This is a genomic window from Ruegeria arenilitoris (assembly GCF_013031355.1).
Classification (GTDB): domain Bacteria; phylum Pseudomonadota; class Alphaproteobacteria; order Rhodobacterales; family Rhodobacteraceae; genus Ruegeria; species Ruegeria arenilitoris_C.
On record NZ_WPZO01000001.1, the window covers coordinates 138,712 to 163,082 of the forward strand.

At 58.2% G+C, this 24,371-nt stretch carries 24 protein-coding genes, 1 tRNA gene and 2 pseudogenes; 16 read left to right on the forward strand and 11 right to left on the reverse strand.

Annotated features, from left to right (window positions below; translation table 11 throughout):
• Positions 1-111 precede the first annotated feature (111 nt).
• Positions 112-1,770 (reverse strand): cytochrome c oxidase subunit I, encoded by a 1,659-nt coding sequence (ctaD, locus tag GOX63_RS00690; RefSeq protein ID WP_170324561.1) that lies wholly within the window; start codon positions 1,768-1,770, stop codon positions 112-114.
• 304 nt (positions 1,771-2,074) lie between these two features.
• Between ctaD and GOX63_RS00695 the strand changes: the two genes are divergently transcribed.
• Positions 2,075-2,494, forward strand: a complete 420-nt coding sequence (locus tag GOX63_RS00695; RefSeq protein ID WP_170324562.1) for an HIT family protein — start codon at positions 2,075-2,077, stop codon at positions 2,492-2,494.
• Here GOX63_RS00695 and GOX63_RS00700 read toward each other — a convergent pair whose 3' ends face one another.
• Positions 2,495-2,920 (reverse strand): MerR family transcriptional regulator, encoded by a 426-nt coding sequence (locus GOX63_RS00700; RefSeq protein WP_170324563.1) that lies wholly within the window; start codon positions 2,918-2,920, stop codon positions 2,495-2,497.
• Between the two features lie 81 nt (positions 2,921-3,001).
• Between GOX63_RS00700 and GOX63_RS00705 the strand changes: the two genes are divergently transcribed.
• Positions 3,002-3,934, forward strand: coding sequence for a cation diffusion facilitator family transporter (locus tag GOX63_RS00705; RefSeq protein ID WP_170544493.1), 933 nt, complete (start codon positions 3,002-3,004; stop codon positions 3,932-3,934).
• A gap of 288 nt (positions 3,935-4,222) precedes the next feature.
• On the opposite strand, the gene lipB is transcribed toward GOX63_RS00705, so the two are convergent.
• Positions 4,223-4,879 carry a lipoyl(octanoyl) transferase LipB gene (gene lipB, locus GOX63_RS00710; RefSeq protein WP_170324565.1) on the reverse strand — a complete coding sequence of 219 codons (657 nt, stop codon included), beginning with the start codon at positions 4,877-4,879 and terminating at the stop codon, positions 4,223-4,225.
• Positions 4,880-4,918: 39 nt separating this feature from the next.
• Positions 4,919-5,578, reverse strand: a complete 660-nt coding sequence (locus GOX63_RS00715; protein WP_170324566.1) for a DsbA family oxidoreductase — start codon at positions 5,576-5,578, stop codon at positions 4,919-4,921.
• A gap of 142 nt (positions 5,579-5,720) precedes the next feature.
• Between GOX63_RS00715 and GOX63_RS00720 the strand changes: the two genes are divergently transcribed.
• The 6 genes from GOX63_RS00720 (at position 5,721) to GOX63_RS00745 (ending at position 12,015) form a co-directional block, all read left to right on the forward strand.
• Positions 5,721-5,807: transfer RNA gene (locus tag GOX63_RS00720), tRNA-Leu, on the forward strand.
• Positions 5,808-5,954: 147 nt separating this feature from the next.
• Entirely contained in the window at positions 5,955-6,938 is a 984-nt protein-coding gene (locus GOX63_RS00725; RefSeq protein ID WP_170324576.1) for a glycosyltransferase family 2 protein, read from the forward strand.
• Positions 6,939-6,943: 5 nt separating this feature from the next.
• Positions 6,944-7,879: a hypothetical protein gene (locus tag GOX63_RS00730; RefSeq protein ID WP_170544496.1), complete on the forward strand. Its 936-nt coding sequence runs from the start codon at positions 6,944-6,946 to the stop codon at positions 7,877-7,879.
• Complete coding sequence (locus GOX63_RS00735; protein ID WP_174826662.1) at positions 7,879-9,867, forward strand: hypothetical protein; 1,989 nt, start codon at positions 7,879-7,881, stop codon at positions 9,865-9,867. The genes GOX63_RS00730 and GOX63_RS00735 overlap by 1 nt, the downstream gene beginning before the upstream one ends.
• 134 nt (positions 9,868-10,001) lie before the next feature.
• Positions 10,002-11,000 (forward strand): glycosyltransferase family 2 protein, encoded by a 999-nt coding sequence (locus tag GOX63_RS00740; protein WP_367647189.1) that lies wholly within the window; start codon positions 10,002-10,004, stop codon positions 10,998-11,000.
• 31 nt (positions 11,001-11,031) lie between these two features.
• A complete protein-coding gene (locus tag GOX63_RS00745) occupies positions 11,032-12,015 on the forward strand; it encodes a hypothetical protein (protein WP_170324578.1) in 984 nt (327 codons plus the stop codon).
• Positions 12,016-12,018: 3 nt separating this feature from the next.
• Here the strand turns inward: GOX63_RS00745 and GOX63_RS00750 are convergent, their stop codons facing one another.
• On the reverse strand, positions 12,019-12,324 hold the full coding sequence (locus tag GOX63_RS00750) for a DUF6476 family protein (RefSeq protein WP_170324579.1): 306 nt from the start codon (positions 12,322-12,324) through the stop codon (positions 12,019-12,021).
• Between GOX63_RS00750 and GOX63_RS00755 the strand changes: the two genes are divergently transcribed.
• On the forward strand, positions 12,323-13,357 hold the full coding sequence (locus tag GOX63_RS00755) for an RluA family pseudouridine synthase (RefSeq protein WP_170544499.1): 1,035 nt from the start codon (positions 12,323-12,325) through the stop codon (positions 13,355-13,357). The genes GOX63_RS00750 and GOX63_RS00755 overlap by 2 nt on opposite strands.
• Before the next feature lie 145 nt (positions 13,358-13,502).
• On the forward strand, positions 13,503-14,399 hold the full coding sequence (rpoH, locus tag GOX63_RS00760) for an RNA polymerase sigma factor RpoH (protein ID WP_170324581.1): 897 nt from the start codon (positions 13,503-13,505) through the stop codon (positions 14,397-14,399).
• A 48-nt stretch (positions 14,400-14,447) separates the two neighbouring features.
• Here the strand turns inward: rpoH and GOX63_RS23915 are convergent, their stop codons facing one another.
• The 3 genes and pseudogenes from GOX63_RS23915 to GOX63_RS00775 all read right to left on the reverse strand — a co-directional run bounded on the left by GOX63_RS23915 (position 14,448) and on the right by GOX63_RS00775 (position 16,913).
• The gene (locus GOX63_RS23915) at positions 14,448-15,011 is read right to left on the reverse strand and encodes a calcium-binding protein (RefSeq protein ID WP_367647194.1); all 564 of its coding nucleotides are present in this window, start codon (positions 15,009-15,011) and stop codon (positions 14,448-14,450) included.
• Positions 15,000-15,527: pseudogene (locus tag GOX63_RS23920) on the reverse strand (fasciclin domain-containing protein); the annotation flags it as partial. The pseudogene GOX63_RS23920 and the gene GOX63_RS23915, both read right to left, overlap by 12 nt.
• A 207-nt stretch (positions 15,528-15,734) precedes the next feature.
• Positions 15,735-16,913, reverse strand: a complete 1,179-nt coding sequence (locus tag GOX63_RS00775) for a dipeptidase (RefSeq protein ID WP_170544508.1) — start codon at positions 16,911-16,913, stop codon at positions 15,735-15,737.
• A 152-nt stretch (positions 16,914-17,065) separates the two neighbouring features.
• Between GOX63_RS00775 and GOX63_RS00780 the strand changes: the two genes are divergently transcribed.
• The 5 genes and pseudogenes from GOX63_RS00780 to GOX63_RS00795 all read left to right on the forward strand — a co-directional run bounded on the left by GOX63_RS00780 (position 17,066) and on the right by GOX63_RS00795 (position 20,495).
• Complete coding sequence (locus GOX63_RS00780) at positions 17,066-18,040, forward strand: Gfo/Idh/MocA family protein (protein WP_170544511.1); 975 nt, start codon at positions 17,066-17,068, stop codon at positions 18,038-18,040.
• A 59-nt stretch (positions 18,041-18,099) separates the two neighbouring features.
• The gene (locus tag GOX63_RS00785; RefSeq protein ID WP_170324585.1) at positions 18,100-18,369 is read left to right on the forward strand and encodes a DksA/TraR family C4-type zinc finger protein; all 270 of its coding nucleotides are present in this window, start codon (positions 18,100-18,102) and stop codon (positions 18,367-18,369) included.
• 12 nt (positions 18,370-18,381) lie between these two features.
• A complete protein-coding gene (locus GOX63_RS00790) occupies positions 18,382-19,257 on the forward strand; it encodes a DMT family transporter (protein WP_170544514.1) in 876 nt (291 codons plus the stop codon).
• Between the two features lie 122 nt (positions 19,258-19,379).
• Positions 19,380-19,667: pseudogene (locus GOX63_RS23730) on the forward strand (TraR/DksA family transcriptional regulator).
• A gap of 156 nt (positions 19,668-19,823) precedes the next feature.
• Entirely contained in the window at positions 19,824-20,495 is a 672-nt protein-coding gene (locus tag GOX63_RS00795; RefSeq protein ID WP_170544516.1) for a Crp/Fnr family transcriptional regulator, read from the forward strand.
• A 54-nt stretch (positions 20,496-20,549) separates the two neighbouring features.
• Here the strand turns inward: GOX63_RS00795 and GOX63_RS00800 are convergent, their stop codons facing one another.
• From GOX63_RS00800 to GOX63_RS00810, 3 genes are all read right to left on the reverse strand, one after another.
• The gene (locus tag GOX63_RS00800; protein ID WP_170544519.1) at positions 20,550-22,370 is read right to left on the reverse strand and encodes a M3 family oligoendopeptidase; all 1,821 of its coding nucleotides are present in this window, start codon (positions 22,368-22,370) and stop codon (positions 20,550-20,552) included.
• Positions 22,371-22,452: 82 nt separating this feature from the next.
• The gene (locus GOX63_RS00805) at positions 22,453-23,430 is read right to left on the reverse strand and encodes an alpha/beta fold hydrolase (RefSeq protein ID WP_170324589.1); all 978 of its coding nucleotides are present in this window, start codon (positions 23,428-23,430) and stop codon (positions 22,453-22,455) included.
• Positions 23,430-23,720 (reverse strand): SCP2 sterol-binding domain-containing protein, encoded by a 291-nt coding sequence (locus tag GOX63_RS00810; RefSeq protein ID WP_170324590.1) that lies wholly within the window; start codon positions 23,718-23,720, stop codon positions 23,430-23,432. The genes GOX63_RS00805 and GOX63_RS00810 overlap by 1 nt, the downstream gene beginning before the upstream one ends.
• A gap of 69 nt (positions 23,721-23,789) precedes the next feature.
• On the opposite strand from GOX63_RS00810, the gene GOX63_RS00815 reads away from it, so the two are divergent.
• Entirely contained in the window at positions 23,790-24,359 is a 570-nt protein-coding gene (locus tag GOX63_RS00815) for a tetratricopeptide repeat protein (RefSeq protein WP_254435839.1), read from the forward strand.
• Positions 24,360-24,371: the final 12 nt, after the last annotated feature.

Here is a 24,371-nt window from a genome sequence, read left to right on the forward strand (position 1 = left end):
ACTGACAGGATAGCCGATTTTGGCGGTTCTGGCGACATTTTGGCTGCAAACGTAGGTGGTAACGAAAAAACCCCGCCGAATTGGCGGGGTTTTCTTTGGGTTTGGACCGGATCAGTGCGCGTGGCCTTTGTCCCAGTCTTCCTGCTTCGGCAGCTGCTCGAACGTGTGCTCGGGCGGCGGTGAGGGCAGGGTCCATTCCAGCGTATCCGCGTATTCGTTCCACGGGTTCGGACGGGTCTCTTTCGCGCCGCGCAGCAGCGCGTAGATCACGATGCCGAAGAACAGCAGGAACGAGGCGAACGAGATGAACGCACCAATCGACGACACGAAGTTCCACTGAGCGAACGCCTCGGGGTAGTCGATGTAGCGGCGCGGCATACCCTGGCGGCCCAGGAAGTGCTGCGGGAAGAAGGTCAGGTTGGCGCCGATGAAGAACAGCCAGAAGTGAACCTTGCCCCAGAACTCCGAGTACTGACGACCCGTCATCTTCGAGAAGTAGAAATACACACCGGCAAAGATGGCAAAGACGGCACCCAGCGACATCACGTAGTGGAAGTGTGCAACCACGTAGTAGGTGTCGTGGTAGGCGCGGTCGATACCGGCCTGCGACAGCACAACGCCGGTCACACCACCAACGGTGAACAGGAACAGGAAGCCGAAGGCGAACAGCATCGGCGTCTTGAACTCGATCGAGCCGCCCCACATGGTCGCAATCCACGAAAAGACCTTAACGCCCGTCGGAACCGCGATGACCATCGTGGCCAGCATGAAGTAGGCCTGCTGACGCAGCGACATACCAACGGTGTACATGTGGTGCGCCCAAACGACGAAGCCCAGAACACCAATCGCGATGATCGCCCAGACCATCGGCAGGTAACCAAAGATCGGCTTGCGTGCGAAGGTCGCGATTACGTGGCTGATGATGCCGAAGCCGGGCAGGATCACGATGTACACTTCCGGGTGGCCGAAGAACCACAGGATGTGCTGATACAGGATCGGGTCACCGCCACCGGCCGGATCAAAGAAGGTGAAGCCAAAATTGCGGTCCATCAGCAGCATGGTGATCGCGCCCGCCAGAACCGGCAGAGACAGCAGAATCAGCCACGACGTGACGAAGATCGACCAGCTGAACAGCGGCACCTTGAACAGGGTCATGCCTGGGGCACGCATATTCAGGAAGGTGGTGATCATGTTGATCGCGCCGAGGATCGAGGAGGCGCCCGATACGTGCACGGCAAAGATCGCAAGGTCCATGGACATACCGCCCTCGGTCGTGGACAGCGGCGGGTACAGAACCCAGCCCACGCCTGAACCGGCCTGGTCATTACCGCCCGGCGCCAGCAGCGAGGCCACACCCAGAGAGGTGCCGGCGACGTACAGCCAGAAGGACAGGTTGTTCATCCGCGGGAACGCCATATCCGGCGCACCGATCTGCAACGGCATGAAATAGTTGCCAAATCCGCCGAACAGGGCCGGGATGACAACGAAGAACATCATCAGAACACCGTGATAGGTGATCATCACGTTCCAAAGATGGCCGTTCGGGGTACATGGGTCGGCCATGAAGCCTTCCAGGCACATGTACTGAACACCGGGGTGCATCAGCTCGAGCCGCATGTAGACGGTCATCAAAACCGAGATCAGACCGGCCAGTGCCGACACGACCAGGTAGAGAATCCCGATGTCCTTGTGGTTGGTCGACATGAACCAGCGCTGGAAAAAGCTGCGCTCGTCTTCATGGCCGTGACCATGAATGGCTGCGTCTGCCATTATAGGTGCCTCCTGTTGCAACTGACCGCGCTGCCGGACCTCTCCGGCGCGCGGTATTATTGCTGGTTTTAGAATGCGAAAGAGGCGCCTTCAATGGCCGAGTTTGATCTGGATCAAGATTAATTGTCGCGGGTCGGAGGAAAACCCGCGAAATCTCGGCCATGAACAGGGCATATCTGGCGATTGGTTCTGGTATTTCAAGGGGCCGCAAACTCCCATTCGCGAAGCGTGGCAGAGTTCCGCCTTGACCCTTGGGGGTGGGGGCCGCAGAACTACGCTCAATTCCCGAAACCGGAGACTTGATATGGCCGCTTACGATCCCGACAACATCTTCGCCAAGATCCTGCGCGGAGAAATCCCCTCGACCCGCGTGTACGAGGATGACGATACGCTGGCCTTCATGGATATCATGCCGCGATCTGATGGGCATCTGCTGGTGATCCCCAAAACGCCCTGCCGAAACCTGCTGGACGCGACGCCCGAACAACTGGCCGTCGTGATGTCGACCACTCAGAAACTGGCCAAAGCCGTGGTCAAGGCGTTCAACGCCGACGGTGTCACCGTCCAGCAATTTAACGAGGCCGCAGGCGGGCAGGAGGTTTTCCACCTGCATTTCCATGTTTTGCCGCGCTTCGAAGGTGTGTCGCTGCGCGCCCCGGGTCAGATGGGTGACTTCGATCTGATCGCGCAGCACGCGGAGAAGATCAAAGCGTCGCTGGCCTGATCAGTCTTTGCTATCATGCGGCCCCAGACACGCGCTGTGGTCGCCAAACGCGTGGAGCACGGCGCAAACATGGTCGTGCCCACCATCGCAAGCAGCCGCAATGCGGGACAGTTCAGCCTCGAGTCTTCGCAGCTGCGTGATCCGGGCCCGCAGGTCAATCAGTTGCCGTTCGGCAATCTCGTGCACCCGGTCCAGGTCCGGCCCGCGTGCCCCTTCCAAAGACAGCAGTGCTTCGACGTCGGCCAGGGGAAGGCCGAGATCGCGTCCGTGGCGAATGAACCTTAGGCGGTTCAGGGCCGCATCGTCGTACCGACGCTGGTTTCCGGCCGTTCGGTGCGGCTTTGGCAGCAGGCCCTTGTCTTCATAGAACCGAATTGTCGGCACCTTGACCCCCGTGCGACGGGACAGCTCTCCGATCGAGTACATTTTTCCTATTTCGCCCCTTGAACCTCTAGTGGCTAGAGGAATTACATGGGGTGGGCAACCGAAACAAGGAACACCGGTAAGATGCCACACGATCACCACGGGCACACTCACATTGACCCCACGACAGGCGACAAGCGCGTTGCCGGCGCTATAGCGGTCAACATGCTGTTGACCTTTGCGCAGGTCATTGGCGGAATACTCTCGGGGTCTCTGGCGCTGATTGCCGATGCGCTGCACAATTTCTCGGACGCGATCGCGCTGATCATCGCGTTCTTTGCCCGCAAGATCGCTCGCCGACCCGCCGATCCACGCATGAGCTTTGGATATGGGCGCGCCGAGGTGGTTGCGGCACTGATCAACTATACGACCCTGATCGTACTGTCGGTTTATCTGATGTACGAAGGCATCATGCGGTTTTTCCAGCCCGAGCCCGTGAATGGATGGATGGTGGTCTGGATCGCGGCCCTTGCTTTGATTGTCGACCTGATAACCGCCGCGCTGACATACACGATGGCGAAGGACAGCATGAACATTCGCGCAGCTTTCATTCACAATGTGGCCGACGCGTTGGGTTCGGTTGCCGTCATCATTGCGGGCGCCGCCGTGATCCTGTTCGGCTGGACTTGGGTCGACCCGGCGGTCACGATCCTGATTGCTGTCTACATTCTGTGGCACGTCAAATCCGAGATCGGAGAAACCATCCGGGTTCTGATGCTGGGTGCGCCATCCGATCTGATCCCCGAAGATGTTGCCACCGCCATCGAGGCGACAGAGGGCGTTGCCGGTGTTCACCACATCCACCTTTGGAGTATGCAGGAGCGCGAACCTGCCTTGACCGCGCATCTCGAGATCGCTGCCCTGCACTGGTCGGATGCGGACTCCATACGGTTGGCTGTGAAGGAAACGCTGAAATCCGGGTTTGGGATTGGCCACGTGACCCTAGAACTGGAACGGACCGATCAGGCCTGCACGGCACCACCACGATTTGGGCATCACAGTTTGCATCAGGCCTAAAAAGGAATTGCCGTTCCGATTTGGGGTCGGAACGGCAGACTCGTAACCAAACACTTTTCCGAATACCCGGTTTACCCAGGATCACCGGTTTAACACACCACTCACTCTAGAACGGTAAGACTAGAGTACCCGCAAACGCGCGATTTGTATTCTTCGGAGTGTGCTTTCTGCCAATAAAGCCCAAAACTTTTGGGCAAAATGGTGGATTGTGTTTAGGTTCGGAAACAAAGGCGTCGGCAACCGGAGATTGTTAATCCCCATTTTGGAAGACAGCGATTCGGTTCCGGTTCAGGCGTCGACTGGTTGGAAGCAATCCGCAAAGGTTTTCTGCAGGGCGACGTCGACATCGGCCATCGTCACGGGCAAGCCCAGATCGACCAGCGAGGTGACCCCATGCTCGGTAATGCCGCAAGGGACGATGCCCGAGAAATGCTCGAGATCCGGTTCGACATTGATTGAGATTCCGTGAAAGCTGACCCATTTGCGCAGGCGCAGCCCGATGGCGGCAATCTTGTCTTCGGCTGGTTGGCCGGTGGCGGTCAGGGGCTTGTCGTCCCGGCGCACCCAGACGCCGACGCGCCCGTCGCGGATTTCACCCTGCACGTTGAATTCCGCCAACGCGGCGATCACCCAGTTTTCCAGCTTTTTGACAAAGCCCCGCACGTCCTTGCCACGCTTGTTCAGGTCAAGCATGACATAGGCCACGCGCTGGCCGGGGCCGTGATAGGTGTATTCCCCGCCGCGTTTGGCTTCATAAACGGGAAACCGGTCAGGGTCGGTCAGGTCTTCGATCCGGGCCGAGGTGCCCGCCGTATAAAGCGGCGGATGTTCCAGCAGCCAGACGCATTCTTCTGCCTCTCCGGCCGCAATCGCGGCCACTCGTGCCTCCATAAAGGCGACGGCCTCGTTGTAATCGGTCAGCCCGTCTGTGATCTTCCATTCCATGGCGGTTCCTTATCGCGCGGATGCGGCAAGCGAAAGGGGTCAGGCGGCTTCGGTCAGGCAGCGTTGCAGAACCTGAGCATAGGTGTCCGTACCCTGCGCCCCGGTCAACAGGTACTTTCCACCAAACACCATCGACGGAACGCCAGAGATACCCCGGCTGGTCCAGAACTCCTGCTTTTCGCGAACAGGGGCGACATGCGCGCCGGATTCGAGCGCGGATCGCGCGGCGTCGGCATCCAGCCCGGCCGCCGTAACCGCATCAAGCAGGACATCAGTTTGCGAGACGTCTTTTTGGTCGGTGAAATACGCTTGGAACAATGCCAGCTTCAGCGGATGTTGCCGACCCTGAGACTCCGCCCAATCTAGCAGTTGATGCGCTGCAAAGGTGTTCACCATTCTGCTGTCATCGTCGAAGTTGAACGCAAACCCCAGTTCCGTGCCTAGCTGCGTCAGCCGATCCCGGGCTTGCTGGCTCTGCTCGGCGGTTGTTCCATATTTCTCCATGATATGCTCGCGCAGGTTCTGGCCTTCGGGCGCCATGGTGGGGTTCAGTTCGAACGGATGCCACCTGAGGCGCGCCAGCACGTTTTCCTGCTGAAGGGCCAGATCAAGCTGCCGAAACCCGACAATGCACCAGGGGCAGACGACGTCTGAAACAATGTCGATCTGAACGACGGGGCGGGGATCGGTCGAAGTCATGTCCAAGCTCCTGACTGGGCGATGGGGATACTGTGCAGCTATAGATATGGGTACGGAAAGGGAATTCAAACCGGCGTGTTTTTTGCCTCTTCACATCCCGATCATCAGCGTCTATACGCCCCTCTACCAAGTCATTGGCAGTGCGGTCGTGGCGGAATTGGTAGACGCGCAGCGTTGAGGTCGCTGTGGGGTAACTCCCGTGGAAGTTCGAGTCTTCTCGACCGCACCATTCTCATCAGGCAATCTGGCGATTGGCCCGTTCGGGGCGGGTAGAGTTGCACCAGTTTGCCGTGGATTATCTTTGTCGTGATTTCCTGTCTCGCCCACGCCCTCGGGGTTGTGTATGACGAACGTCAATACAAGTCGGGAAGTTTTGATGTCGCAGGCCATAACCGTATTCACCACGATGAAGAACGAAGGCCCCTACATGCTGGAATGGGTCGCGTTTCATAAAACGTTGGGTGTCGATCACTTTGTGATTTTCACCAACGACTGCGATGACGGCACCGACGATATCGCTCGCAGATTGCAGGAACTGGGGCTGGCCACCCACGTCTCGAACGAGGTGAAAGAGGGTGGTAACCCACAGCATCAGATGTTGCGGCGGGCGCGGCGTCAGCCCAAGGTGAAAGAAGCCGACTGGCTGCTGTGTCTGGACGTGGATGAGTTCTGGAATATCCGGCACGGCGACAACAGCTTTGACGCATTGATCACCGAGGTCGAAAGCCGCGCAGGTCAGCCGGTGGATGCAATTTCCTTCGCGTGGAAGCTGTTTGGAAGCTCTGGCAACATTAGCTTTGAAGACCGGCCCGTAACCGAAGCCTTTGCGATGGGGGATCAGGAGTTTCCCTATCACTCGGGGCGCGCCTACGGTCTGAAAACCCTGTTTCGAAACAACGGCAAGTTCACCCGGTTTGGGCCGCATCGTCCAAAGGGTGTGGAAGAGGGCAAAGAGGCTGAGGTTGCCTGGTCCGACGCCGGGGGCAATCTGCACCCGGCCGATAATGTGGGGTGGCGGGCCTGGTCGGGGTTTGACCACTCGCTTGGGCGTCTGCACCACTATTCGGTCCGGTCGCTGGATGGGTTTCTGATCAAGCGCGACCGGGGGCGAACCAACCATATCAAGGTGGATCAGGGGCAGTCCTACTGGCAGGATATGAATGCCAACAAGGAAACCGACCCATCCATTCAGCCCATCGCGCGGCGTGCGGCACCGCTGCTGGCGGAATTTAAGGCAGACCCGATACTGGGAGATTTGCACGCCCGGGCCTGCGACTGGCACCGCGCAAAGATCGCCGAGATCAAAATGCGTCCGGACTGGGTGGATTTCCGGATGTGGCTGACGGACAATCTCATCTGAGGATCATGGCAGACGACCTTTCGAAAGAGCAGTTGAAACCCGACCACCCCGACCGCAAGACGGGGTACGAGCGTATTCTGACCGATCCCGCGCCGCCGTGGTTTGTTGAACTGTATCCGGGGGGCGACGGGGCCGGGTTTCTGCAAAAGCTGGAACGCCATTCGGTGCTGTTTCATCAGCGCTCCGCGTCGCATCTGGTTGTCAGTTTCGACAATATCGCCAACGCCAACGATCTGTCCTTTGCGCGCGAACCCTGGGGATGGAAATTCTTCCGGGATGAGGGCTGGTCCCACATGGGCGTCTTTGCCCGCACCAAGGCGTGGTATCGCGACCCCGAGATCATCTCGTATTTCCAGAACCGCGCGGCCGAGGGTTTTTTTGACCATTTCGATCGCGTCGTCTTTGCCGGTGCTTCGATGGGCGGGTTCGGGGCGTTGACCTTTTCCGGGCTGGTCCCCGGTGCGCAAGTCATCGCGTTCAACCCGCAGACCACGTTGGATGAACGTCTCGTGCCGTGGGAGACCCGGTATCGCTTTGGTCAGGTTCAGGATTGGGATCTGCCTTTGGGGGACGCGGCGCAGACGGTGAATACGGCGGGCAAGGCGTATGTGTTCTATGATCCGTTCTTTGACCTCGACAGGCAGCAGGTCACGCGGTTGCAGGGTGAAAACGTCGTATTGCTCAAGACATGGTTTTCGAACCACTTCGCAGCGCCGATGCTGCGCAAGCTGGATATTCTCAAGCCGGTCATGCTGAGGGCGATGGACGGGTCTCTGACTTCGGACGAGTTTTACCGGATGATGCGCGCGCGCCGCCGTCTGCCGATGGTCATGCGCGCCATCGAGGCGCAGGCGGGCGAGCGTCACCCGCATCTGGTCCGGCAAGCCCGCCAGAGGTTCCGGGCGCTGCGACGCGCTGCTTTGGCCGAAAGCTCTGAATAATGCCCGCAAAAGGAGTGTTCATCGGACAGCGCAAGGACCGCATGGGTGCGCGCCTTTTGATGATGCTGACCTGCATCCGTCTGGCCGAGGATTTTGACACTTCGTACAAAGTGAACTGGTTTCCGCAAGGGGCGGATGCTCCTGAGCTGGATCAGCCGCAGGAGTTGTTCGCACGGGACTGGATGGATGCGCGCTTTCTCAGCGGCAAGGAATTCGATCGGCTCGCCAAGAAGGCTCTGCCGATCTGGGCCTTTCAGGGGGACAAAACTCCGGATCGTCTGATTGCGCATCTCAACGCGGGCCGCTCGGTTCTGGTCGAGGAAGGGTTTGAAGTGCTGGCCTTCCCCTGGGAGGATATCGAAGCGATCCGCCCACGATATCGCGATTTCATCCATCAGATCGGCTTTACGGATGAGATTCGCACCATCATGACGCGCGCGGATGAGAAACTGTCGGGGCAGGGGGTGTCGGCCTATCATATCCGGCGCGGAGACATTCTGAACGGATTGCCCTGGAAGCACACAACCTGGCCCGCCAAGATCGAACCGGAGGAGTTGTACGAGGCGCATCTGGAGAAAATCGCCGGGCAAACGGCCATCATGTTCTCGGATCAGCCCGAATTGATCACCCGGTTCCAGAAACGTTTCCCTAAATTGTTGCGGATGTCGGACATTGCGGATGTCTCCGATATGACACGGGCACAGCGCGATTTTCTGGAACTTTATACGATGTCGCGGGCCGAGCAGGTGGTGGCGCCTTACATATCGGCGTTTTCAATGGCTGCTGCCCGGATATCGGGGCGGCAACGTCTGGTGTTCAAGGATGTCCTGACCGAAGATGACATCTCTGTGGCCAATCATCGCGTGGTTGATCGGATTGCCGAAGGCCCAGCGGCCTTTCTGAACCCGTCTGAGGCGGCCCATATCTATGCCAAGGCCGCGCAGTATCTGAGCGCGCGCGATGAAATTGAAACTGCCTACGATCTGGCGGGGCCCATTCTGGACGCAGAGGCCGACAACGCCTTCATGCCGCTTTTGCAGGCGATAAACTGTTTCTACCTGTCCAAGTGGAAGGAATGCGAAAAGCTTGCTGCAGCCGGGTTAGACAACAATAATCTGTGGTCCGAGGACTATGCCGTTTTGCTGGCGTTGCGCGCGGCCACGTTGGGGGCGCAAAAGAAACGGTGGTCGGCCAGCCGGTATTTGGCGCGGGCATTCTGGGGCAAGCCTTTACGTCCCGATGTTGCGGTGCTGGCGTCCCGAATGCTGTACCGCGATCAGATTTCCGCCCGGCTGTTTCCCCCAACGGATTGGCGGGTGCAGAGGCAGCTTCGGCGGCGGCGATTTCCACCGTTCAACAATCTGTATCTGGTGCAGCACAAGGTGCTGGTCAGGCAGCCCTGCAATTTCGATTTCGTTTTGATGGATTGGTCGGAATTGGCCCTGGATCAAAAAGCCCGCAGGTTTTTCGATGATCGATCCCGATTGGAGCGGCTGGCCGAAGGGTTCGACGCCCTTGAGGGCTTAAGCGTTGATGACCCCGGCATCGTGTCGGGCAGGGCCCTACTGCATTGGCATTTGGGCGCAATCAACTTGCGGCAAGCCATCGATCAAACGCGGAAAATCTCGTCCAGCTGGCCGGAAAACTCGCTTTACTATAAACGGCTGTCAGCACTTTATGAGGCGGACGGCGATGTGGCGCGCGCTCGGATGACACTGGCCGAAGCCCTGGCCTGTGATCCCGGAAATCCGTTTCTGGTGTTTGCGATGGGAAAGTTTCTGGAACGGAATGAGGCCGCCGAGCAAGGGCAAAATCAGATCATTCAGGCAGCTGACCTCGAGGACAATTCTGCAGTCATTCAGGGTGAAGCCGGGCAGATTCTCCTGCGGCGCGGCAACAAGGGCAAGGCGCGGCCTTACCTGCAAAAAGCGAATGACCTGTTTCCGCCGTTCAAGCGCTTTGCAAACCAGTTGGCCCGTACCCGATGAGAATGGCGCAGGTTTCCAAAACGATGCCGGATACCTCTTGGCTGTTGCGCCCAGTAAGCCTAGGCTGTGGCCCGAGCAAAAACCGCAGAACTTCGAGCGCAGGTGCGATAAGCGGTAAAACACGAGGCGAGTAAGTGTCTGATCACGATCCCCGATATATCAGCGTGACCCCGATGAAGAACGAGGGCCCCTTTGTGCTGGAGTGGGTGGCCCATTGCCGAGCGATCGGTATCGACCAGATTGTCGTGATGACCAATGACTGCATCGATGGCACGGATGCGCTGCTAAAGCGGCTGGATGAAAGGGGCATCCTGATCCATGTCGACAACAATGCTCGCCGCCAGAGCAACCCGCAAAAACGGGCCTACAGGAAATTCCTGAAGATGGAGATCGCGCGGCCTCAGGATTGGGTGCTCGTGATCGACGCTGACGAACACATCAACGTCAAAACCGGTGATAACACGCTGCGGGCGCTGACAGATGCCGTGCCGGACGCGAAAATGATCTCGATGACGTGGCGGTTGTTCGGGAATGCGGGTGTCGTTCGATATGAGGACCGGTTCCTGTCGGATCAGTTTCGACGCGCGGCGCAGCAGCAAAAGCACCGACCGCCGCAGGCCTGGGGTTTCAAGACAATGTTCCGGCGCGAGCTTTGGGGCACCCTGGGCGTTCACAGGCCAAAGCGGCCCACGGTCGAAACCATGGAAGAGTGCCATTGGTACAACGGGTCAGGACGGTTGATGCCGGACCGGTACTTTACCGGCAGCTGGCGGTCTGCGCGGGATTCCATTGGTTATGATCTGGTGCAGATCAACCACTATGCGCTGAAGTCCTGCGAAAGCTATCTGGTCAAGAAACTGCGCGGCCGGGCCCACCATACGGGGGAAAGCCTTGGCATGGAGTATTGGGACATGATGAACCATAACGCCGAGGAAGACGGCTCAATCGATGCCATCCTCGACCGCAAGCGCGAGCAGTATTACGACCTGCTGTCAGACCCCGAGACGGCCCGTTTGCACCACATGTCCTGCGATCTGCACAGACAGAAGATTGCGCAATTGCGTGAACAGCCCGAGATGCAGGATCTGATGCAACGGATGACGGCGGATTTTGCGGCCAGTCAAAGCGAATGAGCAGGATCACATCTGAAACAGGAGGCATCTGATGCTCTGGCTGCATTTGGGTATGCCCAAGACCGGCACGACAGCACTTCAGGGATATGTGCAGCAAAACAAGGCCCAGCTTGCCAATGTGGGGCTGCGCTATATGGAAACCGGACGGCGCCGCGATGAAGGCCAGGGCCGTCTTGCGATCAGCCACAACATCATTGCCTTTCACATGAACCAGACCAATCAGCCGATGGACACGTTCCGCGAGGCTATGGCCATCGAATACGAGGCGCACAGGGATCAGACCTGTCTGGTGTCGTCCGAAATGTTCTACAACTGCGACCTGAGCAGGCTGGCGCAGGTCTTTGCGGAAATCCCCTCGCGCGAGTTGCGGATCACCTACTATTGCCGCAGGTATTCCGATTTCCTCGAAGCGGACTACAAGCAACGCGCTAAGAACGGCCGACTGGGGGGCGGTGCAACTGACTATGTTGGGAAGTTGCTGAGCAGGATCAAGGCCGACCCGGGGATCTACAGTTTTGCGGCAAAACTGGATCGAATCCGCCAGGCCTTTCCCGGGGTCGCCATCGTGCCGATTCTTTATGATCGATCTCAGATGGTGCAGGGGAATGTAGTCGATGATTTCATGTCGCGTATCGGAGTGTCCTTGCCCAATGGCGGTGTGGCGGAACGGCCCTCAAACTTGTCGCAGTCGCGTGCCGCCAGCGAGGCCTTTGGCATCGTGTCCCGAGCGCTGGGCCGTCAGGCAAGTCGGCGTCTGCGTCGACGTGTCGTTGAAGATCCGGTCATGATCCGAAGATACGATGTATTGGAGCCGCAGGAACGGGCCTGGCTGGACGAATTTGTCGCCAGCCATGATATCGCGTTCCAGCAGGAGTTTTTCCCCGAGCGGCCTCAGTTGTTCGACCCCGTTGAGCTGAGCGAAGAGGATCAGGAATTTCGTCGCGACACAGCCCAGGAATACGAAGCCCTGCGCCGTGCGTCCGAGATTGTGTTCCGCATGGCGTTGGAGGTTTGAGCGTTAGGGCTCGATGGTGATTTCCTGACGCTGGCGGCCGGTTGTCTTGTCAAAGATCAGGATGCGGTTGTCATCGGTCACCACCGCATACCAGTTGTTGCCGATGGTCACGGCCTGCGCCTTTGCGCCGTCGGGCAGCTCGACCTGATCGGGCAGTGTGGGGGTTCTGTCCGATAGCCGGATGACAATCAGTGCGAATGTCACTAGAACCCCGCCAATCATCACCGCGGTCAGCAGCATGACCATTCTCCGCAGCAGGCGAAGCTGTGGCGTTTCCTGCGGTTCTTGGGGTTCGGAAGGGACAGTCATGGGCACCCGTCAGATTGAGTTTCAGATCGCGGCCGATCCGCCGCCACGCCTTGATAAGGCGCTTTCGCGGGATGTGCCAGCCGAGGAAAACCTGTCGCGCACACGTCTGGCCAAGCTGATCGACGAGGGGGCTGTTCTGGTCAATGGTGCTGAAGTGCGCGACCCAAAGGCCAAAGTTGTCGAAGGGGTCTCGGTGTCGATCACAGTGGCTGAGGCTGAAGACAGCCATATCGGCCCCGAAGACATCCCGCTGGAGGTCGTTTTTGAGGACGCTAACCTGATCGTCATCAACAAACCGGCGGGCATGGTCGTGCATCCTGCACCGGGTTCACCGAACGGGACACTGGTGAATGCGTTGCTGCATCATTGCGGCGATGACCTGTCCGGGGTGGGCGGGGTGAAACGCCCCGGTATCGTGCACCGTATCGACAAGGAAACCAGTGGCCTTCTGGTCGTTGCCAAATCGGACGCGGCACATCACGGGCTTGCGGCCCAGTTCGAGGCGCACACGGTCGAGCGATACTACCGCGCGATCTGCTACGGCGTGCCAGATGCGAATGACCCGCGTCTGCGTGGGGTGAAAGGCGTCAGCTTTGAGCCCGGCAATATCATGCGTCTGACCACTCAGTTGGCGCGCCACAAGACCGACCGGCAAAGACAGGCGGTGTTGTTCCACGGTGGGCGTCACGCTGTCACGCGCGCGCGATTGGTTGAGACATTCGGAAATCCCGCAGGGCTGGCACTGATCGAATGCTGGCTGGAAACCGGTCGAACGCACCAGATTCGCGTTCACATGGCCCATGCCGGGCATGGGCTGGTGGGCGATCCGGTTTATGGCGGCAAGCGTAAACTGGCGGCCAAGGCGTTCAGCGCCGCAACCTCGGACGCCGTTCGCGCCTTTCCACGGCAGGCGCTGCACGCTGCTGTTTTGGGCTTTGAGCACCCGGTGACGGGGGAAAACCTGCGCTTTGAGGCCGAACTACCGGAAGACATGCAGAAACTGATTGATCAGCTTCGCACGCCGCTGACATAATGCGCAAAGTTACGTGAATAACATTTTCTTAGGTTTCCTTTATCGTTCGTTAATTCCAAACTGTTAACGGTACCTCTTGAACGGGTTGGGGTGGCATCCCATATCCATGTTAACGACTTAAACATTTGTCGGAGGGACATGAAACATGGCAAATTACGCAAATCTCCCCGCGCCGACGCCGGAAGGCGGTCTGAACCGCTATATGCAGGAAATTCGCAAGTTCCCGCTGCTGGAACCGGAAGAAGAGTACATGCTTGCCAAGCGTTGGGTGGAAGAGCAAGACACTGAATCAGCTCATAAAATGGTCACATCGCACCTTCGGTTGGCGGCCAAGATCGCTATGGGTTATCGAGGTTACGGCCTGCCGCAGGCTGAGGTGATCTCCGAGGCGAATGTGGGCCTGATGCAGGCAGTCAAGCGGTTCGACCCGGAAAAGGGTTTCCGTCTGGCGACCTATGCGATGTGGTGGATCCGTGCCTCGATTCAGGAATACATCCTGCGGTCGTGGTCATTGGTGAAACTGGGCACGACCTCGGCGCAGAAGAAGCTGTTCTTCAACCTGCGCAAGGCCAAGGCCCGCATCGGTGCGCTGGAAGAGGGCGACCTGCGTCCTGAGAACGTCGCGCAGATCGCCAATGACCTTGGTGTGACCGAAGAGGAAGTCATCAGCATGAACCGCCGGATGTCCGGTGGCGATGCCTCGCTGAACGCGACCGTCGGGTCCGAGGGCGAAGGCACGATGCAGTGGCAGGATTGGCTTGAGGATGAAGATGCCGATCAGGCCGGCGACTATGAGGCGCGCGATGAACTAGATGCGCGGCGCGAGTTGCTGGCGGCCGCATTGGATGTGCTGAATGACCGGGAAAAAGACATCCTGACTCAGCGCCGTCTGATGGATCAGCCCGTAACGCTGGAAGAGCTGAGCACGCAGTACAATGTCAGCCGCGAACGCATTCGCCAGATTGAGGTCCGCGCCTTTGAGAAACTGCAGAAGAAGATGCGCGAACTGGCGCGTGAAAAAGGAATGCTGGGCACGGTTTGAGACCTGCCCAAGCAAGGAAAGCCCGCCTTTCAAGGCGGGCTTTTTTCGTTAGGCGAAGATGAAATCGCTTTCGGATAACTGTCCGGCCCGAACGCCAATCAGATCGATGCTGTCGCCATCCGCCAACTCGATGGTTGTGCTGTAATATCCGCCCGAGATGTGGTCTTCGATGTCCTCAAAGCTGTGAATGCCGTCATAGGCGCTGAGGTCGATCTTGTCCTTACCGACCTTGAAGTCGAGGATAAGGTCCTCTCCGTCGCCATCGTCGAAGAAGAATGTGTCGTGTCCGCGTCCGCCGATCAGAAAGTCATCACCGGCTCCGCCATCGATCAGATCCTTGCCGCGACCGCCAAAGATGGAGTCGTCACCTTCGTCACCGCGCAGGATGTCCTTGCCGCGGCCACCAAACATGATGTCATGTCCAGTGCCACCCAAGGCAACATCATTGCCGCGCCCGGCGATGATGAAATCATTACCGCCGCCACCATGCACGAAGTCTTGGCCTCGCCCGGTAAAGTGAAACTCGTCCGAGTCGTCGCCTATGATGAAGTCCGTATTCTTCTGCCCCAGAATTCCGGTGACCGAGACCGGAAGCAGCACTCCGTCAAGCACATGGATGATCCCGTTTGAGGCCTCGACGTCGAAGGCAATCAGACCCGGGTCGGCAATGCCGGGGTCTGCGTCTTCAAGGCTTGGAGGAGAACTCAACAGGTTCAGCTCCAGATTTGTTCCCAGCAAGGTTTCGATCTGGGCACCGTCTCCAAGGCTGACGACAGCTTCTTTGGTAAATGACCCGTCGACGACGTGCTATTTGAGGATGTTGGTCAGCAAGGGCAGGGGATCACCGCCGCCCAGCAGGGTTAGCGCCTTCACGATGTGCCCAAGAGCCCCGGCCTCATCCGAGCCGCCGTATCCCAAGGCCTGAGCCAGGGCCACGAAGGCGGCATCGGTCGGCGCAAACACGGTCAGATCGACCGCGTCGCTGTCCAGTGTTCCGGCAAGTCCCGCCGCGATAACGGCTTCGCGGAGGATGTCAAAGTCCCCGCCGTCGTTGTCGAATGTTCCCGGGTCTCCGCTAATTTGAATAACGCGTTCTGTGATCGTTGGTCCGTCTGTCATGTCTGGCATTTCGGTTCATCTCCCACCCTGGTTGCCACCTTTGACCGGGAAAGAGCCTGCAAGAGCACCTGTTCCCATCGGCGATACAATTGGTACGGAGAGAGCCGAAAAACGGATCACGAAATTCGGATGTCGAGATTTGAAACGGTGGGCAACCCCACCGGTTCGGGCATGAATACCAACCGTGAAGTCATGCAGTTACGGCGAAAGTTTAATCTAGTTCAATTGTTGCCTGAAAACGCGAACCATGTTCTCGCCCATCACCTTACGAACCTGCGTTTCGGTGAGACCCTGCGCCAGCAAGGCCGATGTCAAAGCAGCCAGCTCCGAGGTGTCAAACGCCGTTTCGACCGAACCGTCATAATCCGACCCCAGTGATACGTGATCCTCGCCCACGGTCTTGATCGCGGCTTTGATCATCTTGGCAATACCCGTCGGAGTGATATCGCCGCAGGTCACATCCGCCCAATAGCCCATGCCGATCACACCGCCCGTTGCGGCGATATCCTGCATCAGATCATCCGGAAAGTTTCGTTTAACCGGGCAGAATCCGTGAAGACCGCCATGGCTGACAATCAGCGGGACGTCGGTCATAGCGATCACCTCTTGCGCAACCTGCGGGCTGGAATGGGCAAGGTCGATGACAACGGGGCGCTGCGCCAGTTCGGTTACTACCTGACGGCCGAACTCGCTCAGGCCGGCGTCGCCAAAGCCATGCAGCGATCCGCCCAGTTCATTGTCGAAAAAGTGGTGCAGGCCAAAGACGCGGTGCCCGGCATCGAACAGGGTGTCCAGATTGTTCAGGTCACCCTCCAACGCATGAGCGCCTTCAATACCCAGAATGCCTCCGACAACCGGTTGGCCTGCGGCTCGCGCGGACAGCACAGTGTCCAGATCGGCCCGGGTTTTTATGACCTTCAATTGCCCGTCCGAGGCGGCCTCGAACTGGTGCAGCTTTTCGGCCTGATAGATGGCGCGTTCCTTCAAACTATCCCAGGTGCGAAGGGGCCAAAGCTGTCCGATTGCAAGAAGAGTGATGTTGTCGAACGCCTCGGCCGAGTTTGCCTCGTAATTCTGTCCAGCGGGGGATTTGGTCACCGCGGTAAAGACTTGCAAGGCGACGTTGCCTTCGATCAGGCGGGGGATATCGACCTGACCCCGTGTGCCGCGCTCGGTCAGATCACGGCTCCACAACAAAGGGTCTGCGTGCAGGTCGCCAACAATCAGGGTTTCGTGCAGGGCTTCGGCGTCACCTGATACGTCAAAAGGGGCGTGGTCGATCACAGCGTTGCGTTTTGCTTCGATGTAAGACGGCAAAAACCCGAAAAACACCACGGCACCGATGATCACTGCAAGCACAAGCAGACCACCTATCCATTTGAAGACCCTCTTCATTCTCACTCCCTCCCGACTGTTGGGGGCAGATTAGGGCGGTTCGGTACAGATAAAAGCCTGACTTAACGTCCGCGGGTTGTTAGAAGGGCGAGAAAAGAGTTGTTAGCGGTAACTTTCAGATTCGAGCGAAATCACGACTGTCGGAGGAACATATGCAAAAACCAGTTCAATGGGGTGTTCTGGGCGCTGCCAAGTTTGCGCGCCAATTCATGGCACCGGCGATTCACGCAGCGGGCGGCGCGCGTCTGGCAGGGCTGGCCACGTCAAGCGCGGCCAAGGCTGAACCGTTCCAGGCCTATTGCCCCGATCTGACGGTCTATGACAGCTATGAGGCTCTACTCGCCGATCCTCAGATCGAAGCGGTTTACATTCCTTTGCCCAATCACCTGCACGTGGAATGGTCCCTCAAGGCGATGGACGCAGGTAAGCATGTGCTGTGCGAAAAGCCCATGGCCATGACGGCGGCCGAGTTCGCGTCACTGATCCAAAAGCGGGATGAGACCGGGCTACTGGCGGCCGAGGCCTACATGATTGTGCATCACCCGCAGTGGCAGCTGGTGCGAAAGCTGATTGCGGATGGGGCGATCGGTAAGCTGGTGCATGTGACCGGTGCGTTCAGTTTTGACAACCGCGCGGACACTGGGAACATCCGCAACCGTGCGGAAACCGGTGGTGGCGGGCTGCGCGACATTGGTGTCTATGTGATCGGCAGCGCGCGCTATGCGACGGGGCAGGAGCCGGTACAGGTCGACTCCGCGATCCGATGGGAGGACGGGATCGACACGTTCACCGAAATCCGTGCGCAATTCCCGGACTTTACCTATTCCAGCTATGTCTCGATCCGGATGCACCCGCATCAGGAAATGGTCTTTCACGGCGAAGGCGGTGTGATCCGTCTGACCGCGCCGTTCAATGCGCGGGTCTTCGGCGAGGCGCGGGTGGAATTGCACCGCCCGGGTCTTGAGGTTCAGGTCACGCGCTTTCCAGGCGACGACCATTACAAACTGCAAGTTGAGTCGTTCTGCCGTTCGATACGCGAAGGGGCAGAGTACCCGTGCTCGCTGGAATTCTCGCGCGGGACGCAGGAAATGATTGATCGGGTTCTGGAAGGGGCCGTGTCCCTCTGACTTGCCACGTCCCGCGCCGTCGCGCTAATCTGTCGGGCACCTGATCAGGAGAGAGGCCCATGGCAGGCGGTTGGGCGCGCGATGGCGCGGTGAGTGAACAGATTGAAGCGTCCATTTCGGACGAACTAGCCCGGATGCAGGCGCAAAAGCGTCCCGTGGGGGACAGCCTGACCCATTGCGCCGAATGCGAGGAGCCAATCCCCGAGAAACGCCGCTTGGCCTTGCCGGGCGTCAAGCTGTGCCTGGACTGCCAGCAAGAGCGCGACGGGTCCTTTAAGGCGCGCGCGGGCATCAACCGGCGCGGGTCCAAAGACAGTCAGCTGAAATAAGCGGGCAGAGGGATGCCCAAAACCAACCTTCTGCAAAACGGTCTGGTTCTTGGGTTTCTCGCCGCATTCCTGTGGGGCACGCACAGCGTCATTGTCCGTTATCTGACCAGCGATCTCGGTGGGCTGCAAATCGCTGTTACGCGCCTGTTTATCGCGGCTCTGGCGATATATTGCATGTTACGGGTGATGCGGGTCTCCGTCGCGATCCGGCTGGGGGACTGGAACTTTCGACTGGCCGTTTTGTCCACCGTGGTCAACTACATCCTCTTCCATATCGGGCTCGAGCATACCGGTGCCGCCAACGCCATGGTGCTAGAGAACACAGCACCGTTTTTTGTTCTGTTATTCCTGTATTTCTTTGCCGACACGCCGGTCGCACGCACCGACGTTCTGGCCACCGGTTTGGCCATTCTGGGTGTTTTTCTGACCGTTTTCCAAGATTTTCAGGGGGGCGGTGAACCCTTGTTCGGCGATCTTCTGGAAATCGGGGCGGGGCTCAGCTGGGCGGTGTTTCTGATCTCTAGCAGCCGGGCGATGCGCACCTCGGAATCGACGGGGGAACGGTTGAATTTCCTGTTCGGCATCTTCACGTGCTCGGGCGTGTTGTTGCTGCCTCTGGCCATGTTTTCAGTACAGGTGCCAACGTTTAATGACGTGGTGTTCCTGCTTTTGCTGGGGGTGCTGCCAACCGCGCTGGCCTACTATCTTTGGTATGAGGCCGCCGCGCGGGTGTCGACGCTGACAGCGACATTGATGTTTGCCGCGTCTGTGGTGTTCACCTTCATCAACTCGGCCATATTTTTGGGGGCCGCAATCACGCCGATTGCAGCCATCGGAGCCATGTTGATTGTGGCCGCCGTATTCCTGACAACCAAAAGCCAAAAGTGATCAGTCTTCCATTGTTTACAGTTCGTCGATGGAACCCGAGATCATCGGCAGGCCCATGTCCCAGAATTTGGACTCACTTGCGTTCAGCCCGAACTGTGCCGGCAGATTCTTGTGTTGCTTCGATACCAGCAGAGAAGGCCGTAGCACGCGGCTGGGCGCGCGATGGCGCGGTGTGCGAACAGATTGAGGCGTCCATATCGGACGAACGGGCCCGGATGCAGGCGTAAAAGCGCCCTGTGGAGGGAAGTCTGACTCATTGTGCCGAATGCGAAGAGCCGATTCGCAAAAAACACCGAATCGCGAATCCGGGTGAAAATTGTGTCTGGACTGTCAGCAGGAATGTGATGGCGCTGCACAAATCCGGGGCGAAAAAAAACCGACGAGGGTCAAAGGATAGTCAATTGAAATGACTGTTAATTGCATTCATATTTTGCTCATTGTTTAGGCGTTTATATTCCCAGTTCTGAATTTGCCTCTATATTACAATTGGTTAAAAATTGATCCATATCAAACTGATATTTGTTTGTTTCCGTTAGCTGAGTCTTAGTTCTCAGCCGGAAGCAGCCATGTTTGACTTTAGCCATGACAATCAACAGCCCAGCCCATTGTTGGAGCAATTGTCGCCCAAAGTGCGCAAGTGCCTGTTGTCCCGTGCGCAAAAAAAGTCATTTACCCGTGGTCAGACGATCTGTTTGCAAGACGAACCGAGCCGAAAGCTGAAGATCGTTCTGGAGGGGTGGGTCAAACTTTACCGGGTTTCGCCATCAGGCCACGAGGCAATGTTGGCGATGCTTACAAACGGGCAGAGTTTTGATGAAGTTTCGGCGCTGCGTGGTGCGCCGAGCGCCGCCAATGTCGAGGCCGTTTCGGATTGCGAAATTCTGTATCTTGATATCTCGGCCGTGTGCGCCTGCCACAATGCCGCGCATGAGATCGCTGTGGCCGTGCTGTCTGCGGCGTCATCCCATTTGCATGAGATGATGCACGAAGTGGAGGAACTGAAGGTTCTGACCGGCTATGAGCGTTTGTGCAATTTTCTGGTTCGGCTGTCCGACAAACAGGGCGGTCAAAGCAGGCTTGAGTTGCCATTCGACAAAGTCGTCCTGGCGTCGATGCTTGGGATGAAGCCCGAGAGCCTCTCACGTGCTTTTGGTAAATTGCGCAATATCGGCGTCGAGAGTGAATACAAATCCGTCGTCATTCGCGATCTGGAGCGGCTCAGAAACGTTGTCGCATAACAAAACGCGCCCGGAGATTATCCGAGCGCGTCTGATAAGTTTGTGAGCAAGGCTTTACGCTTCCATCGCTTCCAACTCGTCGATGAAGCCCGAAATCATCGACAAGCCCTTGTCCCAGAATTTCGGATCACTTGCGTCCAGCCCGAACGGTGCCAGCAGTTCCTTGTGGTGTTTCGATCCGCCTGCGCGCAGCATCTCGAAGTACTTATCCTCGAACCCTTCCGATCCGCTTTCGTAAACCGAGTACAGCGCATTCACCAAACCGTCACCGAAGGCGTAGGCATAGACGTAAAAGGGCGAGTGGACGAAGTGCGGGATATAGGCCCAGAAGGTCTCATACCCCTCCATGAATTCGAATGCGGGCCCAAGGCTTTCTGCCTGAACGCTCATCCACAGGGCGTTGATGTCGTCTGGGGTCAGCTCACCTTCGCGGCGGGCGGCGTGCAGTTTGCATTCGAAGTCGTAGAACGCGATCTGGCGGACGACTGTGTTGATCATGTCCTCGACCTTACCAGCCAGCAGCACCTTGCGCTGTTCCGGTGTTTCGGCCTGATCCAGCATCTTGCGGAAGGTCAGCATTTCACCGAACACGGATGCGGTTTCGGCCAGCGTCAGCGGGGTCGAGGACAGCATCTCTCCCTGATCGGCGGCCAGCACCTGATGGACGCCGTGGCCCAGTTCATGTGCCAGGGTCATCACGTCGCGTGGTTTGCCCAGGTAGTTGAGCATCACATAGGGGTGCACGTCGGTCACGGTTGGATGCGCAAAGGCGCCCGGAGCCTTGCCCGGCTTCACGGCGGCATCAATCCAACCTTTTGAAAAGAAAGGTGAGGCGATTTCGCCCATGCGTGGATCGAAGGCGTTATAGGCGTCCATCACCGTCTTTTCGGCCTCATCCCAGCCGACGATGCGGGTATCTTCCATCGGCAGCGGCGCATTGCGGTCCCAGACCTGCATCACGTCCAGCCCCAGCCATTTGCGTTTCAGCTCATAATAACGGTGGCTCAGCTTGGGGTAGGCGGCCACGACGGCTTCGCGCAGGGCTTCGACCACCTCGGGTTCGACGTCGTTTGACAGGTGACGACCGGTCTGAGCGGTCGGCATGTTACGCCAGCGATCAACGATTTCCTTTTCCTTGGCCTGCGTGTTGTGGACACGGGCAAAGGTCTTGATGTTGTCCTGAAACACAGCTGCCAGCTCGCGCGAGGCAGCCTCGCGTTTCGAGCGGTCCTGTTCTGTCAGCAGATTCAGAGTACCTTCGATGTTCAACTCTTCGCCGTCGACCTCAAAGGTAAGACCGGCGATGGTTTCGTCGAACAGACGTTCCCAAGCATCACCGACAACACCCAGATCGTGCAGGAATTTCTCCAACTCGTCGGATAGTTGATAGGGTTTCATCGCGCGGATACGGCGGAACACCGGCTCATACCGGGCCAGATCAGCGTTGGCGTCAAAATGCGCTTTCAGCGCGTCATCGTCGATGCGGTTGATTTCCAGTGTGAAGAACACCAGTGGCGTGGTGAAAACGGTGATCTTTTCCTGCATATCCGACAGGAACTTGGCGCGCTCGGCATCGGTGGTCAGCTGGTAATAGCGCAGACCCGCGAAAGACATGATGCGGCCTGCAATGGAGTTGATTTTCTCGTTGCGTTTCACGCAGGTCAGTAGGCCCTCGGCATCCAGATCGGCCAGCTTGCCTTCGTAGTCCGCAGCAAAGGATGCGCATTCGCCCTCTAGCCAGTCCAGATCCCGCGACAGTTCCGGCGCGTCTTCCGAGCTATACAGATCGGTCAGATCCCATTCCGGCAGGTTGCCAAGATCGCCGGTTCCTCCGGCTGCGTTTGCGTCACGGACGGGAAAGGGAAGGTCGCGCATGGATTACCTCGGAATATCTGCTTTCGCAAACATCTAGGCGCGGGCGGCCCGGATCACAAGCCGCCTTTGCATGAGGTTTTCTTCAGCTCGACAGGGCAGGTGCGGGTGCAGAGTCCGATTGTGCGGCCAGAAAATGCGCTGCCAACTGGTCATAGACCGGGCCACGCACCTCGGGCGCCTCCATCAGCACTTCGTGTTCGCCGTCGGGGATTTCAACCAGTGTACCGCTGGGCCAGTTCGTCATTCGCGCGCGGATTGCTTTGCGGTCAACGATTTGCTCATGGCTGCCGAGGAAGGTCAGACCGGGTGTTGCGGGCGCGGTTTGCTCCATCAACCAGGCGCATTCGTCCAGCGCCTCGCGCAGCCAAATCGTCGAAGGCGCGCCAAGGGCCAGTTCGGGATGCGCCGTCAATTGATCTTTCATCATCTGATACATCGCCGGATCACGCGTCAGCACATTGCCGTCAAAGGGCTGCGAGGCAACGTAGCTTTCCAACGAAGTGGTCGGAGGGGTTTTTTCCCCAAGCCCGATCCGCGGCCCCCAATATGCGGTCAACCGGCTGAGCGGTTTCATGATCGGAGTAAAGAAGATGCCCCACATTGGCCCGGTAAAGGCGCTGGCGGCAAAGCAGTCGCGCTCCAGAACCGCGCGCAGGCCGATTGCGCCGCCCATCGAGTGGCCTATCACGAACCATGGTTTCGGCAGGTCCAGCTTTTCGGCAAGGTCAAGCGTTGCCTTCACATCGTGTTGGTAGTCGGTGAACTCTTCGACATGCCCGACGCGTGGGTCATCCAGCAGGCGATCCGCCAGCCCCTGACCGCGCCAGTCGACGGCGAGAAACGCAAACCCACGACCAACGAATTCGGTCGCGGCATCGCCATATTTCTCGATATATTCGGTGCGGCCGGGGAACATCATCACCGTGCCGCTTGCTTCGCCTTCAGGGCGCCAGTGGCCCACGCGGATACGGATATCGTCCGGGGTTGTCACCCAATGGGCGGCACCACCGGCGGGTCCGCCGGCCACGTCTTCATAGAAAGGGGCCGGCGAGATCTGCATCAGGCCAGCACCGAGGCGAGTTTCATGGCAATACCCATGTCGCCGTCAACACTCAGCTTGCCGGACATGAACGCACCGGTTGGATTCAGATCGCCACTGAGGATCTGTTCAAACGTGTCTGCATCGGCGCTCAGGGTTACGTCGGCCTCTTCGTCGCTGACGCGTGCGCCGTCTGCATCCAGAACGATTGCGCCCAGATCGGCGATGGCAAACTTGGCCGAAGCGTCAAATGCGCCGCCGGACAGTTTTTCGTTCAGCGCGGCCGCGGCTTTTTCAAGAGTGTCGCTCATGGTGTTCCTCATATTGTTTGTGCGCCGTGAATGGACATCCCCGGTCGCAACGCTACACTGAATATTGTTATGGGCATTGCAACAAACAATCTCAAAGGTACCGTTGCGGCATTTTTTGTCACGGTCATGTTTTCCACCAGTTCCGTCGCGCAACAGGCGGACCTGCAGGATGAGGCTGCCTTGCTGCAGCAACTGGCGGAGGCCACGCCCGAACAGGCGATCGGATTGGACCGTCAGCTCAAGGCGCTGTGGGCGCAGTCGGGCTCGGCCTCGGCGGATTTGTTGTTGGAGCGAGGCCGCGAGGCGTTGGAAGACGGTGATACACTGGCTGCCATTGAACATCTGACGGCATTGACCGATCACGCGCCCGGCTTTGCCGAAGGGTGGCACATGCGGGCCTCGGCGTTTTTCGGAATGGATCGCTTTGGCATGGCCGCAGCCGATCTGGAACACGCTCTGACGCTGAACCCGAATAATTATGAGGCGATCTTTGGGCTGGGCCTGATCTTCGAGATCATCGAACAGCCCGACAAGGCACTGGACGCCTATGAGCGCGCGCTGGCTATACATCCGCATCATGAAGAAGTAACCAATGCCGTGAATCGACTGAAGCCTCAGGTCGAGGGCTCGGCCCTCTAAAGAACCGGGGCA

What these genes read in the sequence shown, in the direction of transcription:
- GOX63_RS00775 (WP_170544508.1), bottom strand. Translation starts at nt 16,913, where the DNA reads ATGAAGAGGGTCTTCAAATGGATAGGTGGTCTGCTTGTGCTTGCAGTG.
- GOX63_RS00700 (WP_170324563.1), bottom strand. Translation starts at nt 2,920, where the DNA reads ATGTACTCGATCGGAGAGCTGTCCCGTCGCACGGGGGTCAAGGTGCCG.
- GOX63_RS00780 (WP_170544511.1), top strand. Translation starts at nt 17,066, where the DNA reads ATGCAAAAACCAGTTCAATGGGGTGTTCTGGGCGCTGCCAAGTTTGCG.
- GOX63_RS00810 (WP_170324590.1), bottom strand. Translation starts at nt 23,720, where the DNA reads ATGAGCGACACTCTTGAAAAAGCCGCGGCCGCGCTGAACGAAAAACTG.
- GOX63_RS00795 (WP_170544516.1), top strand. Translation starts at nt 19,824, where the DNA reads ATGTTTGACTTTAGCCATGACAATCAACAGCCCAGCCCATTGTTGGAG.
- GOX63_RS00800 (WP_170544519.1), bottom strand. Translation starts at nt 22,370, where the DNA reads ATGCGCGACCTTCCCTTTCCCGTCCGTGACGCAAACGCAGCCGGAGGA.
- GOX63_RS00785 (WP_170324585.1), top strand. Translation starts at nt 18,100, where the DNA reads ATGGCAGGCGGTTGGGCGCGCGATGGCGCGGTGAGTGAACAGATTGAA.
- GOX63_RS00705 (WP_170544493.1), top strand. Translation starts at nt 3,002, where the DNA reads ATGCCACACGATCACCACGGGCACACTCACATTGACCCCACGACAGGC.
- GOX63_RS00805 (WP_170324589.1), bottom strand. Translation starts at nt 23,430, where the DNA reads ATGCAGATCTCGCCGGCCCCTTTCTATGAAGACGTGGCCGGCGGACCC.
- GOX63_RS00745 (WP_170324578.1), top strand. Translation starts at nt 11,032, where the DNA reads ATGCTCTGGCTGCATTTGGGTATGCCCAAGACCGGCACGACAGCACTT.
- ctaD (WP_170324561.1), bottom strand. Translation starts at nt 1,770, where the DNA reads ATGGCAGACGCAGCCATTCATGGTCACGGCCATGAAGACGAGCGCAGC.
- lipB (WP_170324565.1), bottom strand. Translation starts at nt 4,879, where the DNA reads ATGGAATGGAAGATCACAGACGGGCTGACCGATTACAACGAGGCCGTC.
- GOX63_RS00715 (WP_170324566.1), bottom strand. Translation starts at nt 5,578, where the DNA reads ATGACTTCGACCGATCCCCGCCCCGTCGTTCAGATCGACATTGTTTCA.
- GOX63_RS00790 (WP_170544514.1), top strand. Translation starts at nt 18,382, where the DNA reads ATGCCCAAAACCAACCTTCTGCAAAACGGTCTGGTTCTTGGGTTTCTC.
- GOX63_RS00730 (WP_170544496.1), top strand. Translation starts at nt 6,944, where the DNA reads ATGGCAGACGACCTTTCGAAAGAGCAGTTGAAACCCGACCACCCCGAC.
- rpoH (WP_170324581.1), top strand. Translation starts at nt 13,503, where the DNA reads ATGGCAAATTACGCAAATCTCCCCGCGCCGACGCCGGAAGGCGGTCTG.
- GOX63_RS00695 (WP_170324562.1), top strand. Translation starts at nt 2,075, where the DNA reads ATGGCCGCTTACGATCCCGACAACATCTTCGCCAAGATCCTGCGCGGA.
- GOX63_RS00815 (WP_254435839.1), top strand. Translation starts at nt 23,790, where the DNA reads ATGGGCATTGCAACAAACAATCTCAAAGGTACCGTTGCGGCATTTTTT.
- GOX63_RS00750 (WP_170324579.1), bottom strand. Translation starts at nt 12,324, where the DNA reads ATGACTGTCCCTTCCGAACCCCAAGAACCGCAGGAAACGCCACAGCTT.
- GOX63_RS00735 (WP_174826662.1), top strand. Translation starts at nt 7,879, where the DNA reads ATGCCCGCAAAAGGAGTGTTCATCGGACAGCGCAAGGACCGCATGGGT.
- GOX63_RS00725 (WP_170324576.1), top strand. Translation starts at nt 5,955, where the DNA reads ATGTCGCAGGCCATAACCGTATTCACCACGATGAAGAACGAAGGCCCC.
- GOX63_RS00755 (WP_170544499.1), top strand. Translation starts at nt 12,323, where the DNA reads ATGGGCACCCGTCAGATTGAGTTTCAGATCGCGGCCGATCCGCCGCCA.